The sequence below is a fragment of the Castellaniella hirudinis genome, assembly GCF_042651965.1.
GTDB lineage: Bacteria > Pseudomonadota > Gammaproteobacteria > Burkholderiales > Burkholderiaceae_B > Castellaniella > Castellaniella hirudinis.
This window is the reverse complement of record NZ_JBHSDY010000001.1, coordinates 217,474-230,006: the sequence shown is the minus strand read 5'-3', so window position 1 is coordinate 230,006 and position 12,533 is coordinate 217,474. Positions and strand designations below refer to the sequence as shown.

General features: G+C 64.1%; 13 protein-coding genes. 8 read left to right on the top strand and 5 right to left on the bottom strand.

The genetic code is table 11. The features are described 5' to 3' along the window. Window positions 1-49 precede the first annotated feature (49 nt). The 4 genes from ACFO0J_RS01200 to ACFO0J_RS01185 all read left to right on the top strand — a co-directional run bounded on the left by ACFO0J_RS01200 (window position 50) and on the right by ACFO0J_RS01185 (window position 3,951). Window positions 50-1,237 (top strand): amino acid ABC transporter permease, encoded by a 1,188-nt coding sequence (locus ACFO0J_RS01200; protein WP_376811238.1) that lies wholly within the window; start codon window positions 50-52, stop codon window positions 1,235-1,237. After that, complete coding sequence (locus ACFO0J_RS01195) at window positions 1,238-2,332, top strand: amino acid ABC transporter permease (protein WP_376811237.1); 1,095 nt, start codon at window positions 1,238-1,240, stop codon at window positions 2,330-2,332. Between the two features lie 46 nt (window positions 2,333-2,378). Beyond that, entirely contained in the window at window positions 2,379-3,119 is a 741-nt protein-coding gene (locus ACFO0J_RS01190) for an amino acid ABC transporter ATP-binding protein (RefSeq protein ID WP_376811236.1), read from the top strand. Between the two features lie 178 nt (window positions 3,120-3,297). Next, complete coding sequence (locus ACFO0J_RS01185; protein ID WP_376811235.1) at window positions 3,298-3,951, top strand: YiaD family glycine zipper/OmpA-like lipoprotein; 654 nt, start codon at window positions 3,298-3,300, stop codon at window positions 3,949-3,951. Window positions 3,952-4,042: 91 nt separating this feature from the next. On the opposite strand, the gene ACFO0J_RS01180 is transcribed toward ACFO0J_RS01185, so the two are convergent. From ACFO0J_RS01180 to ACFO0J_RS01170, 3 genes are all read right to left on the bottom strand, one after another. Next, window positions 4,043-4,576 (bottom strand): peroxiredoxin, encoded by a 534-nt coding sequence (locus ACFO0J_RS01180; protein WP_376811234.1) that lies wholly within the window; start codon window positions 4,574-4,576, stop codon window positions 4,043-4,045. A gap of 104 nt (window positions 4,577-4,680) precedes the next feature. Next, window positions 4,681-6,594, bottom strand: a complete 1,914-nt coding sequence (gene thiC, locus ACFO0J_RS01175) for a phosphomethylpyrimidine synthase ThiC (protein WP_376811233.1) — start codon at window positions 6,592-6,594, stop codon at window positions 4,681-4,683. Window positions 6,595-6,947: 353 nt separating this feature from the next. Continuing rightward, entirely contained in the window at window positions 6,948-7,316 is a 369-nt protein-coding gene (locus tag ACFO0J_RS01170; protein ID WP_376811232.1) for a helix-turn-helix domain-containing protein, read from the bottom strand. Between the two features lie 88 nt (window positions 7,317-7,404). Here ACFO0J_RS01170 and ACFO0J_RS01165 point away from each other — a divergent pair, with 88 nt between their 5' ends. Beyond that, the gene (locus ACFO0J_RS01165) at window positions 7,405-8,109 is read left to right on the top strand and encodes a helix-turn-helix domain-containing protein (protein WP_376811231.1); all 705 of its coding nucleotides are present in this window, start codon (window positions 7,405-7,407) and stop codon (window positions 8,107-8,109) included. Window positions 8,110-8,128: 19 nt separating this feature from the next. On the opposite strand, the gene ACFO0J_RS01160 is transcribed toward ACFO0J_RS01165, so the two are convergent. Beyond that, a complete protein-coding gene (locus tag ACFO0J_RS01160; RefSeq protein WP_376811230.1) occupies window positions 8,129-9,379 on the bottom strand; it encodes a D-amino acid dehydrogenase in 1,251 nt (416 codons plus the stop codon). A gap of 237 nt (window positions 9,380-9,616) precedes the next feature. Between ACFO0J_RS01160 and ACFO0J_RS01155 the strand changes: the two genes are divergently transcribed. The 3 genes from ACFO0J_RS01155 (at window position 9,617) to ACFO0J_RS01145 (ending at window position 11,276) form a co-directional block, all read left to right on the top strand. After that, the gene (locus ACFO0J_RS01155) at window positions 9,617-10,105 is read left to right on the top strand and encodes an Lrp/AsnC ligand binding domain-containing protein (RefSeq protein ID WP_376811229.1); all 489 of its coding nucleotides are present in this window, start codon (window positions 9,617-9,619) and stop codon (window positions 10,103-10,105) included. Window positions 10,106-10,206: 101 nt separating this feature from the next. Then, the gene (locus ACFO0J_RS01150; RefSeq protein ID WP_376811228.1) at window positions 10,207-10,875 is read left to right on the top strand and encodes a DUF433 domain-containing protein; all 669 of its coding nucleotides are present in this window, start codon (window positions 10,207-10,209) and stop codon (window positions 10,873-10,875) included. Next, on the top strand, window positions 10,872-11,276 hold the full coding sequence (locus ACFO0J_RS01145; RefSeq protein WP_376811227.1) for a PIN-like domain-containing protein: 405 nt from the start codon (window positions 10,872-10,874) through the stop codon (window positions 11,274-11,276). The genes ACFO0J_RS01150 and ACFO0J_RS01145 overlap by 4 nt, the downstream gene beginning before the upstream one ends. A gap of 87 nt (window positions 11,277-11,363) precedes the next feature. Here ACFO0J_RS01145 and proB read toward each other — a convergent pair whose 3' ends face one another. After that, entirely contained in the window at window positions 11,364-12,521 is a 1,158-nt protein-coding gene (gene proB / locus ACFO0J_RS01140) for a glutamate 5-kinase (protein WP_376811226.1), read from the bottom strand. Window positions 12,522-12,533: the final 12 nt, after the last annotated feature.

Here is a 12,533-nt window from a genome sequence, read left to right as displayed (position 1 = left end):
CCGGCGGCCGGGTTCCGGCGGCGGCCGCCGCCTTCACCGCCCGCATCCTATGACTCAAACAACACCTCGCGCACCCAGGGCGCCCCGCCGGCGTTGGTCCTGGAACGATCCGGCCACGCGCGCGCTGATTTACCAGATCCTGATCCTGGGCCTCGTGGCTCTGGGGGTGTGGTATCTGGGCTCCAACACGCTGCACAATCTGGCAGCGCGCAACATTTCCACCGGCTTCGCCTTCCTGCATGAAGAAGCCGGTTTCGCCATCGGCGAATCGATGGTGGAATATTCCCCTGCCGACACCTACGGCCACGCGGTCGTGGTCGGCCTGCTCAATACGCTCAAGGTCTCCGTGGTCGGGGTGATCGCCGCTACCTTGTTCGGTACGCTGCTGGGCATCAGCCGTCTGTCGAAGAACTGGCTGATCTCGCGCCTGTCCGGCCTCTACATCGAGGTCATGCGCAACATTCCGCTGCTGCTGCAACTGTTCTTCTGGTATGCCCTCATCACCGAGATCATGCCCGGCCCCCGGCAGGCGCTGCAGCCGATCTCCGGTGTTTTCATCTCCAACCGCGGCTTCAAGATCCCCTGGTTCAAGGGCGACGCCATGGACTGGGTCTTTGGCGGGCTGGCGCTGGCCATCGTGCTGATCGTGTTGCTGGCCCACTGGGCGCGCCGCCACCAGGACGCCACCGGCAAGATCTTTCCCCTGGGACGGGCCGCCCTGGGCCTGCTGATCGTCGTGCCCCTGCTGGCTTTCTGGGTCAGCGGCGGGTCGCTGGAACTGGACCGGCCTGAGCTGAAAGGCTTCAACTTCCAGGGCGGGCTGAACATGTCGCCGGAATTCTCGGCGCTGCTGCTGGGGCTGGTGACCTACACCTCGGCCTTTGTGGGCGAGGTCGTGCGTTCCGGCATCCAGGCCGTCAACCAGGGCCAATGGGAAGCCTCCTCCTCGATCGGCCTGTCGCGGGCGCGTACGCTGCGGCTGGTGATCCTGCCCCAGGCCATGCGGGTGATCATCCCGCCGATGACCAGCCAGTACCTGAACCTGACGAAGAACAGCTCGCTGGCCGTGGCCATCGGTTACCCCGACATCGTGGCCGTCACCAACACCATCCTGAACCAGACCGGTCAGGCCATCGAGGGCATCATGATCATCATGGCGGCCTATCTGGTGGTCAGTCTGTCGATCTCGATCTTCATGAACTGGTACAACAAGCGCATCGCGCTGGTGGAGCGATAGATGGACCGCACTCTCCCTGGTACCGATCGCCTGCCGCCGCGCATCAGCACGGGCGTGCTCGGCTGGCTGCGCAGCCGGCTGTTCTCCTCGCCGCTGAACGCGATCCTGACGATCCTGACCCTGTGGCTCCTGCTGCTGGCGATTCCGGCCCTGATCGACTACCTGTTCATCAAGCCCGACTTCGCCGCCACCACGGCGGCCCAATGCCGGGAAACCGGCGGCTATTGCTGGGCCTTCGTGCGCGAAAAGCACCGCCTGATCCTGTTCGGCATCTATCCCTACGACGAGCAGTGGCGTCCGCTGCTGGCCTCCGTGATTCTGGTGGGGGTGATCGTCTGCAGTTGCATCCGCTGGTTCTGGAAACCCTTCCTGGGGCTGATGTGGGTCGTCGCCCTGGTGGCCGTCGGCGTGCTGATGTGGGGCGGCGTTCTGGGCCTGACCTATGTCGAAAACGCCAAATGGGGCGGCCTGCCGCTGACCCTGATCCTGTCGACCTTCGGCATTGCCTTCGCCTTTCCCTTCGGCCTGCTGCTGGCGCTGGGGCGGCGATCGCACATGCCGGGCGTCAAGGCCGTGTGCGTGGTCTACATCGAACTGATCCGCGGCGTGCCGCTGGTCAGCCTGCTGTTCATGTCCTCGGTGATGCTGCCGCTGTTCCTGCCGGAAGGCTTCTCAATCGACAAGCTGCTGCGCGCCCAGATCGCCATCATCCTGTTCGCGGCGGCCTATGTGGCCGAGACCGTGCGCGGCGGCCTGCAGGCCATCCCCAAGGGCCAGTACGAGGGCGCCGATTCCCTGGGCCTGGGCTACTGGCAGCAGATGCGCAAGATCATCCTGCCCCAGGCGCTGAAGATCGTCATCCCGCCGCTGGTGGGGATCTTCATCTCGCTGTTCAAGGACACGTCCCTGGTGGTGATCATCGGCATCTTCGACCTGACGCAGGCGGCCAAGGCGGCCGTGTCCGACGCCGTCTGGCGCGGCTTCAGCACGGAATCCTATCTGTTCATCTCGGTCATTTATTTCATCTTCTGCTACTCGATCTCGCGCTACAGCCTGTCGCTGGAACGCAAGCTGGATCAAGGGCAGCATCGTTAAACTTCGCATCGGCGGGACCGTGGTCCCGCCGCAGGAGCCTCCGCCCATGTCGGAACCCATCATCCGCCTGCAGAACGTCAACAAGTGGTACGGCCAGTTCCACGTCCTGAAGGACCTGAACCTGGAAGTCGCGCCCAGCGAGCGCATCGTGATCTGCGGGCCCTCCGGGTCGGGTAAATCGACCATGATCCGCTGCATCAACCGCCTGGAAGAACATCAGGAAGGCCAGATCGTCGTCGACGGCACCGAACTGACCAACGACCTCAAGCAGATCGAAACCATCCGCCGCGACGTCGGCATGGTGTTCCAGCACTTCAATCTGTTCCCCCACATGACCGTGCTGGAAAACCTGACGCTGGGGCCGGTGTGGGTGCTCAAGCGCCCCAAGGCCGAAGCCGAGGCGACGGCCATGAAATACCTGGAACGGGTGCGCATTCCCGACCAGGCGAACAAATTCCCGGGGCAGTTGTCCGGCGGCCAGCAGCAGCGCGTGGCCATTGCCCGGTCGCTGTGCATGAACCCCAAGATCATGCTGTTCGACGAGCCGACTTCCGCGCTGGACCCGGAAATGGTCAAGGAAGTGCTGGACGTCATGGTCGAGCTGGCCAGGGAAACCGGCATGACGATGCTGTGCGTGACCCACGAAATGGGTTTCGCGCGCAAGGTCGCCGACCGGGTGATCTTCATGGATCACGGCGAAATCATCGAGCAGAACGCGCCGGACGCCTTCTTCGACAATCCGCAGAACGAGCGCACCAAGCTTTTCCTCAGCCAGATCCTGCATTGATTCTTTGACTGGTTTGTGACCCAGACGGGCGCGGCTTGCCGCGCCCGTCTGCATGGCGCCGCCGTTTCGGCGCCCGGATGCAGGCTGGATACGTTTGACAATATTTGAGTCCATCGACTTACACCGCCTGCCGGACTTCTTGCTACGCTGTCCTCGTTCGTACAACAAGGAGAATGCAATGCGTACAGCAACGGAACGGGTCGCCCGCACGGCGGTGATCGGCAGCCTGGTGTTCTTGACGGCTTGCGCCAATATGTCGCCCCAGGGCCAGAACACGGCCGTGGGCGCCGGGGCGGGCGCCGCGCTGGGCGCCGGGCTGGGCGTGTTGATCGGCGACAGCAGCAAGGCCGCGCTGATCGGCGCCGGCATCGGCTCCGTGGTCGGCAGCGTCGTCGGCTACAACTGGAAGGGGGTCAAGCAGGACGTGGAGAAATCCGGCGCGTCCGGCCTGGGAATCGCCGTCATCGAAATGCCCGACGGCACCCTGAAGGTCAATATTCCCAGCAACGTTTCGTTCGACACCAACAAGGCCGTGCTCAAGCCCGAGCTGCTGCCCGTGCTGGACAGCGTCGCGCGCGCGCTCAACGAGCATCCCGAACTGCGCGCCAAGACGATCGGCTACACCGATTCGACGGGGTCTGACGCCATCAACGTGCCGCTGTCCCAGCGCCGCGCCGCCGCAGTGACGCAGCGCCTGGCCGCGCAGGGCGTGGCCGCCGACCGGCTGATGACCGAAGGCCATGGTGCGGCGAACCCGGTGGGCGACAACGCCACCCCCGAGGGCCGCGCCCTGAACCGCCGTGTGGAGCTGTTTCTGTATGCGGTGAAGTAGGATGAGCCCGGACGCCGTACAGTCCCTGCGGACTGCACGGCGCCTGGCGAATCCGAGCGGCATGCAGGCCGCGAGGTGGCGGCTCGGCGGCTCAAGATTTGCCAGCAGCCTTCAAACGCTGCACGGCCTGCATCGTTTCCTCGACGTGCTTGAGCGGATCGCTGCCCTCATGGACGAAGACGATCTTGCCATCCGTGCTCACCACATAGGAAATACGATTCGCCCGATTGGGCGCCAGTCCGCCGGCATCGTAGGCCCGGATGGTGCGGCCCTGCGGATCGGAGCCGACGGCGAATTTGTCGCGGCATTCTTCGCGTGAGAATTTTTTGAGCGTCTCGATGTCGTCGTGCGAGACACCGATGACAGTCGCGCCAAGGGCGGCGAATTGCGGCGTGGCCTCGGCGAAGGCATTGGCTTCGACCGTGCATCCCTGCGTGAATGCCTTGGGGAAAAAGTAAAGCACGACCGGCCCTTTTTTCAGGGCTTGCGCCATGTTGAACTCGAAGGGCTGACCCGCCACCGCGGCCTGTGTCTTGAACACGGGGGCGGTATCACCCGGTTTGAGCGCCGCCCATGCGGGCGACAAAACGGCCATGGCCGCCAGGATGGCTATCAGGTGTTTCATGGTTCATGTCTTTCTTCAACCTTTCCCTGAGTATGCCACCCCGACCTATGACAGCGATGCCCGGCCTGTCCGGGCATCGCTGTGACCGGGCGGTCGCCCCGCGGTTACGCCTTGCTGTAGATCTCCGCCCCCTGGCTGATGAACTCGGCTGACTTCGCCGCCATGCCCTGGGCCAGGGCGGCGGCCTCGTCCAGGCCGTTTTCCCTGGCGTAGTCGCGTACGTCCTGCGAGATTTTCATGCTGCAGAACTTGGGTCCGCACATGGAGCAGAAGTGCGCCACCTTCATCGAGTCCTTGGGCAGGGTCTCGTCGTGGAAGGCGCGCGCCGTGTCCGGATCCAGGCCCAGGTTGAACTGGTCTTCCCAGCGGAACTCGAAGCGCGCCTTGGACAGGGCGTTGTCGCGGATTGCCGCGCCCGGATGGCCCTTGGCCAGATCGGCGGCGTGGGCGGCGATCTTGTAGGTGATGATGCCGTCCTTCACGTCCTTTTTGTTGGGCAGGCCCAGGTGCTCCTTGGGCGTGACGTAGCACAGCATGGCCGTGCCGTACCAGCCGATCAGCGCGGCGCCGATGCCCGAGGTGATGTGGTCGTAGCCCGGCGCGATGTCCGTGGTCAGCGGCCCCAGGGTGTAGAACGGCGCCTCGTGACAGTGCTTCAGTTGCAGGTCCATGTTCTCGCGGATCATCTGCATGGGCACGTGGCCCGGGCCTTCGATCATCACCTGCACGTCGTGCTTCCAGGCGACCTGGGTCAGCTCGCCCAGCGTGCGCAGTTCCGCGAACTGGGCTTCGTCATTGGCGTCGTAGCCCGATCCCGGACGCAGGCCGTCGCCCAGCGAGAAGCTGACGTCGTAGGCCTTCATGATCTCGCAGATGTCCTCGAAGCGTTCGTAGAGGAAGCTCTCCTTGTGGTGCGCCAGGCACCACTTGGCCATGATCGAGCCGCCGCGCGACACGATGCCCGTCATGCGGCTGGCCGTCATGGGCACGAAGGGCAGGCGCACGCCAGCGTGGATGGTGAAATAATCCACGCCCTGTTCGGCCTGCTCGATCAGCGTGTCGCGGAAGATCTCCCAGTTTAGCTCCTCGGCGATGCCGCCGACTTTTTCCAGCGCCTGGTAGATCGGCACCGTGCCGATGGGCACCGGCGAATTGCGGATGATCCATTCGCGCGTTTCGTGGATGTGCTTGCCGGTGGACAGGTCCATCACGGTGTCGCCGCCCCAGCGGATCGCCCAGGTCATCTTTTCGACTTCCTCGCTGATGTCCGAGCGGATCGCGGAATTGCCGATGTTGGCGTTGACCTTGACCAGGAAGTTGCGCCCGATGGCCATGGGCTCGACCTCGGGGTGATTGATGTTGGCCGGGATGATGGCGCGGCCGCGCGCCACTTCTTCGCGCACGAATTCGGGCGTGATACTGGCCGGAATGGCGGCGCCGAAGGACTGGCCCGGATGCTGGCGGGTCAGGCGTTCGGCCAGGCGGGCGCCGTCCGGGCCGCTGCCGCGCAGGGACTCGACGTACTGTTCGCGGCGCAGGTTCTCGCGGATCGCGACGAACTCCATTTCGGGTGTGACGATGCCACGGCGGGCGTAGTGCATCTGGGACACGTTCGCGCCGGCGCGGGCGCGGCGCGGCGGGCGCTTCAGGTCAAAGCGCAGCGCGTCCAGTTCCGGGTCCGCCAGCCGGGCGCGGCCGTACTGGCTGGTCAGGCCGGACAGGACTTCGGTGTCGCCGCGCTCCAGAATCCAGGGCAGGCGCGGAGTGGGCAGGCCTTTGCGGATGTCGATGACCGCGTCGGGATCGGTGTAGGGGCCGCTGGTGTCGTAGACCGTCAGAGGCGGGTTGGGCTCGCCGCCGAACAGGGTGGGCGTGTCGTCCTGGCTGATTTCGCGAAAAGGCACGCGGATGTCGGGCCGGGATCCGGTTTCGTAGATCTTGCGGGATTGCGGCAGCGGTTCGATCGCGGCCAGGTCGACGGTGGCGCGGGCGGCCAGGAATTGCGGATTGGCGTTCAAGAGGTAGCTCCAGGTTCGAAAAATTTCGGAAATGGAGCCGAGTCGGGGAGGGGGAAGCGCGTTCCGGGGGAATGGTTCCGGGAATGGACTGCAACCAGGGTGGAAACCGCGCACGCTCCCAGCATCGGCATTATCCGTACTGGTACGAAGGGTTTCTCTCAACACGCCGGCCAGGCCGGCGAGTACCCCTGCGTGAGAGGAAGTATACGGCCTTTTCGTCGCCGGGATGAGACAGGGCATGGGGTAGTCCCTTGCGGACTATCCCATGCCTGACGAATCCGAGCCGCTTGCAAGCGGCGAGGTGGGGAGGCCGCAATCCAAAGCGGCCGCAGGCTGCGCAGCGTGGGGGGCCTTTACCCCTCTTTCCCCGAAATCAGCAGGCTGTCGATCAGGGCGCTGACGGCGTGTTCCACCACCAGCCGGTCCTTGCGGGTCAGGGCCCAGAACTGCTTGGGATCGATCGAGGAGAAGGGCCAGGCGCCTTCACCCAGGGAACCGGCGATGCCGGGAGGCGGCGTCATCTCGCCCTGGCCCCGGCTCAGCCAGTAGATGTCCACTTCCAGGATCTGAGCCAGATTCAGCAGTTTCTTCGGCGATTGACGGGTGCCGTTCTCGTAGCTGGAAATCGCGCTTTGTGACAGGCCGCAGGCGCGTGCCAAGGTCTCCTGCGACATATTGCGCTGGAGCCGGGCATGGCGAAGCCGTTCTGCAAAGGTTTCCACCCGCCCATTGGACTAAAAAGGACAAACACATTGGTGTTTGTAAGATAATACATTTGTAATATTTAAGGGATGGGCAAAGGGGGAATGTATGCAAGGCCACCAGGTGTGGGCATTGGCGCCGGATGACAATGTCGAATTGCAGTATTTGCGGACGGAGGGGTGCCGGGTGCGGCGTTGCGATTCCATCGACGCCGTCGATCGTCACACGATCCAGCGCGACATGCTGGCCTGCGATGCCGTGCTGCTGATGGCGGACGCGGCCGCCAACTGCCGCGTGGCGCGGCTGGCGCGTGACATGCGTCTGCCCTTGGATCTGGTGGCCGTCATGGGGCCCACGCGGCAGGGGGAACTGACGGCGCTGTTGCAGGTCGGAGTGGATTGGGTGATGCGGCAGGACGACCCGCCGGCCCTGTTGGCGGCTGTCCTGCGCGCCTTGCGCCTGCGGCGTCATACTGCCGCAGCGGACCTGGTGACAGAATCAGAGCACCGGATCGGGCCCTGGACCCTGGAAGACCAGGGTTGGCGCTTGCAGCATCATGATGGGTCTTCGCTGCGCCTGACGGTCTCCGAACGCTCGATCCTGGTCTGCCTGTTCGAGTCGCCCGGCCACCTCGCCAGCCATGCCATGCTGAACGAAGCCCTGTCCCAGGGCTGGCAGCATGCCTATGGGCGCCGGCCGCATGACCCCAAGCCGCGCGGCATCATCAGCCGCCTGCGCTGGCGGGGACTGCAGGCCGGCATGGAGCCGCCGGTCGAATCCCTGCGCGGCTACGGCTACGTCTGGGAAATCTGAGCCGGCCGCCGTCCAGCGCTCAGTGGTAGCGCTGGACGCCCAGGTCGTCGTGGCGGATGTCGGTGGGCTTGTTGGACACGATGTCCGCAATCAGCCGGCCGCTGCCGCAGGCCATGGTCCAGCCCAGCGTGCCATGGCCGGTGTTCAGGTACAGGTTGCTCAGGCGGGTGGGGCCGACGATCGGGGTGCTGTCCGGGGTCTTGGGGCGCAGCCCTGTCCAGAAATTCACGTTGCCGGGGGTGTAGCTGCCCGGGAACAAGTCGTTCAGCACCATTTCCAGGGTCCGTTGGCGGCGCGGGTCCAGCGCGGTGTCGTAGCCCACGACCTCGGCCATGCCGCCCACGCGGATGCGCTGGTCAAAGCGCGTCAGGGCGATCTTGTAGGTCTCGTCCAGCAGAGTGGACACGGGCGCCCGTTCCTGGTCGGCGATGTCCACGGTGATGGAATAACCCTTCATCGGGTAGACCGGGATGCTGATCAGGCCGCGCAGCAGCAGCGGCGAATAGGATCCCAGGGCCACGACGTAGGCGTCGGCCTGTTCCAGGCCGGAGGTGCACTGCACGCCCGTGATCCGGTCGCCCGCCGTCTGCAGGGACTGGATGGTGACGCCATAGCGGAAATGCACACCCTCGGCTTCGGCCAGCTTGGTCAGGGCGTGGGTGAACAGGCGGCAGTCGCCGGTTTCGTCGTCCGGCGTGCGCAGGCCGCCGACCAGCTTGTGGCGGACCTGGGCCAGCGCGGGTTCGTACTGGACCAGTTGGTCGCCCCCGAGCAGTTCGTGGGCGACGCCCGCCTCGCTCAGCGCCTGGACGTCGCGCTGGGCGTCATCCATCTGTTTCTGGGTGCGGAAGACCTGCAGCGTGCCTTGGCGGCGGCTTTCAAACTGGATGTCGGTGTCGGCCTGCAACGCGTGCAGGCACTGGCGGCTATAGGCCGACAGGCGCAGCATGCGGTCTTTGTTGGCCGCGTAGCGGGCCGGCGTGCAGTTGCGCCACATGTCCAGCATCCAGCGCAACTGGGTCAGGCTGCCGTCGGGCCGGATGGTCAGCGGAGCGTGCGGCGTGAACAGCCACTTGAGCGCCTTCAGCGGGATGCCGGGCGCAGCCCAGGGCGAGGAATAGCCAAAGGACAACTGGCCGGCGTTGGCAAAGCTGGTTTCCTCCGCCGTGCCGCTTTCGCGGTCGATCACGGTGACTTCGTGCCCTTGCCGGGCCAGATAATAGGCGCTCGTGACGCCCACGACACCTGCTCCCAGAACCAGAACCTTCATAACATCGCCTCGATGGATTAATTTTTCATGATGATAGGCAATATACCCAGATAAATTTTTATGAAAAAATAAGGTTTTTAGGAAAAACCATTAGTATGGGCGAGGAGCGACGCAAGGGTACAGGACAAAATCCTGGTGCACCGCAGCGGTATTCGCTCAAGGGGTTTGCGGACCGGTTTTCCGTGCGCGGACGCGGCTCCGGACCCTTGCCGATCCATCCCTTTCCGGAGAGATATCATGCGCGTACAGAAGGACTCCGTCCATGCCCTGGACAAGATCGACCGCCACATCCTGGATCTGTTGCAGCAGAACGGCCGCCTGTCGATGACCGAGCTGGCCGACGCGGTGGGGCTGACGGTGACGCCCTGCATCGAACGCGTGCGCCGCCTGGAGCGCGATGGCGTCATCACCGGCTACCACGCCCGGGTGTCGCCGGCCGCGCTGGACGCCGGCCTGCTGGTGTTCGTGGAAATCAGCATGTCCAGCAAGTCCGGCCGCACCTTCGAGGACTTTCGTCGTGAAGTGCTGTGTGTGCCGCAGGTGCTGGAATGCCACCTGGTGTCCGGGGATTTCGACTATATGGTCAAGGCGCGGATCAAGGAAATCGGCCAGTACCGCAACCTGCTGGGCGACATCCTGCTGCGCCTGCCGGGGGTGACCCAGACCAAGAGCTGCGTGGTGATGGAGGAGGTCAAGGAGACCCAGTTCATTCCGGCGCAGCGTTAGGGTGCGGCGGTACGCGGTCTCCGGGCGGTACAAGACAGGCACGCGGGATATCACTAGCACACCCATCGCACCATCGGCGCAGAAGACCGTACACTATCGCCATGGAACTGATCGGCCTTGGACTCTATACGCCCAACCAGGCGGCTCGTATCACGGGTGCAGACCCCCGTGAGGTTCGCCGCTGGATGTTCGGTTACAAGAACCAGTCGGGTGAATTGCAGCCTCCGCTCTGGCAGCCGCAGATCACACAGTCCGAAGATAAAGTGATCGGCTTCATGGACCTGATGGAACTCCGTATCGTCAAGGCGTTCGTACGCCATGGTGTTCCCCTGCGCACCATCCGGGCGTCGATCCAGTCGGCACAGCAGATTTTCGATACGCCTTATCCCTTTACCGCAAATCGCTTCCTGACTGACGGAAAATCCATCTTTTATGAAGCGATCCATCAGGAACCTCAACTCACTGACCTGCTGAAAAAACAACTGGTCTTCGAGTCCATCATCCGGCCTAGCCTCTATGCGGGTATCGAATTCGATGCCACCGGCACAGCCACACGGTGGTATCCACTTAAAAAAAGCAGGGCCGTCATACTTGATCCCAAACTCTCTTTTGGTCGCCCTTCCTTGAGCAAATTCGGGATTCCTACCGAAATCATTGCAGCGGCCGTCAAAGTCGAAGGCAATCAGAAAAGGGTTGCCTCGCAATTCGATATCCCAGTTGCGGACGTATCTGCCGCCGTGAAATTCGAAGATCAACTCATGGCAGCGTGAAATTCCTATTCGATAATAATCTGTCACCCCATTTCGCCTTGGCACTGCACGAGCTTTGCCAGGGTGCCTCGCGGTATCAAATTATTCCTCTTGGCCAAAAATTCCCCCGCAATACACCTGATCACGAATGGATCACCGCGCTATCAGTGGAAGGCGGCTGGTCCATCGTCTCCCAAGACGGCTTTCGCAAGAATGACCTGGAGCGCGAGGCGCTGCGCAAATGCGGGCTTGCCGTTTTTGTGCTTTCCAAGCAGTGGATGGATCACACCTACTGGACCAAGGCCCAGAATCTGGTGAAATGGTGGCCGGCGATCGAAGACTATCAAGCCCGTATCCAGGGTGGCGCTGCAGTGCGTATCCCGTGGAGGATGACGGGGCGCTTCGAGCAAATCCGCCTCTGACAGCTCCATCGGTCAGTTGGCTTACACCGCTACATCGCGGCCTGCATGCCGCCTGGATTCGTCTGGCATAGGACAGTTCGCTGTGGGCTATCCTATGTCCCGCCTCATCCTTGCCACAATCATATTGTCGCGATGGATCAGTTCCGGGTCGGCCAGGTGGCCCAGGATCTCGGCGATGCGGGCGCTGGGCTGGCGCAGGATGCGCGCCGTGTCGGCGGACGAATAGTTGATCAGGCCGCGCCCGCACTCGACGCCATGCTCGTCCACGCAGGCCACCACGTCGCCGCGTTCGAAGTCGCCTTCGACGGCGATCACGCCGATGGGCAGCAGGCTCCGGTGGCTCTGGGTCAGCGCGCGCACGGCGCCGGCGTCCAGGGTGACGCGGCCGCGCAGGCGCAGGTGGTTGGCCATCCAGCGCTGCCGGGCGGAACGCACCGGCAGGACGGCGCGCAGCTCGGTGCCGATCGGTTCGCCCGAGGCCAGACGCCGCAGCACGGCGGATTCACGGCCGGAGGCAATGATGGTGTGGCCGCCGCTGTTGGCGGCGCGCCGTGCGGCCAGGACCTTGGTCAGCATGCCGCCGGTGCCGATGGCGCTGCCCGAACCGCCCGCCATCGCTTCCAGCGCCGGGTCGCCCGCCTGGCCCTGATGGATGAAGCGCGCGTCCGGATGCTTGCGCGGATCGGCGCTGTACAGGCCGGACTGGTCGGTCAGGATGACCAGCACGTCGGCTTCGATCAGATTGGTCACCAGCGCGCCCAGGGTGTCGTTGTCCCCCACGCGGATCTCGTCGGTGACCACAGTGTCGTTTTCATTGACGATGGGCACCACGCCCAGGGCCAGCAGCGTGTTCAGCGTGCTGCGTGCGTTCAGGTAGCGGCGCCGGTCGGCCAGGTCCTCGTGCGTCAGCAGGATCTGGGCGGTGCGCACGCCGTGGCGGGCGAAGGCGGCCTCGTACGCCTGGATCAGGCCCATCTGGCCCACGGCCGCCGCCGCCTGCAGTTCCGACATCAGCTTGGGCCGCCGGGGCCAGCCCAGGCGCGCCATGCCTTCGGCGATCGCGCCGCTGGACACCAGCACCAGTTGCCGGCCCGAGGCGTGCAGTCCGGCGATCTGCTCGGCCCACTGGGCGACGGCTTCCAGGTCGATGCCCTTGCCCTCGTTGGTGACCAGGGATGAACCGACCTTGAGGACGAGGCGTTGTGCGTCCTGGGCGACGGAAGGAGACAGATCCGGACGAGTCATGGTGGCGGGCGA

Excerpts from the sequence above, each read along its gene's own strand:
- ACFO0J_RS01160 (WP_376811230.1), bottom strand. The coding sequence starts at position 9,379 with ATGAAGGTTCTGGTTCTGGGAGCAGGTGTCGTGGGCGTCACGAGCGCC.
- proB (WP_376811226.1), bottom strand. The coding sequence starts at position 12,521 with ATGACTCGTCCGGATCTGTCTCCTTCCGTCGCCCAGGACGCACAACGC.
- ACFO0J_RS01165 (WP_376811231.1), top strand. The coding sequence starts at position 7,405 with ATGCAAGGCCACCAGGTGTGGGCATTGGCGCCGGATGACAATGTCGAA.
- ACFO0J_RS01155 (WP_376811229.1), top strand. The coding sequence starts at position 9,617 with ATGCGCGTACAGAAGGACTCCGTCCATGCCCTGGACAAGATCGACCGC.
- ACFO0J_RS01190 (WP_376811236.1), top strand. The coding sequence starts at position 2,379 with ATGTCGGAACCCATCATCCGCCTGCAGAACGTCAACAAGTGGTACGGC.
- ACFO0J_RS01200 (WP_376811238.1), top strand. The coding sequence starts at position 50 with ATGACTCAAACAACACCTCGCGCACCCAGGGCGCCCCGCCGGCGTTGG.
- ACFO0J_RS01185 (WP_376811235.1), top strand. The coding sequence starts at position 3,298 with ATGCGTACAGCAACGGAACGGGTCGCCCGCACGGCGGTGATCGGCAGC.
- ACFO0J_RS01180 (WP_376811234.1), bottom strand. The coding sequence starts at position 4,576 with ATGAAACACCTGATAGCCATCCTGGCGGCCATGGCCGTTTTGTCGCCC.
- ACFO0J_RS01150 (WP_376811228.1), top strand. The coding sequence starts at position 10,207 with ATGGAACTGATCGGCCTTGGACTCTATACGCCCAACCAGGCGGCTCGT.
- ACFO0J_RS01195 (WP_376811237.1), top strand. The coding sequence starts at position 1,238 with ATGGACCGCACTCTCCCTGGTACCGATCGCCTGCCGCCGCGCATCAGC.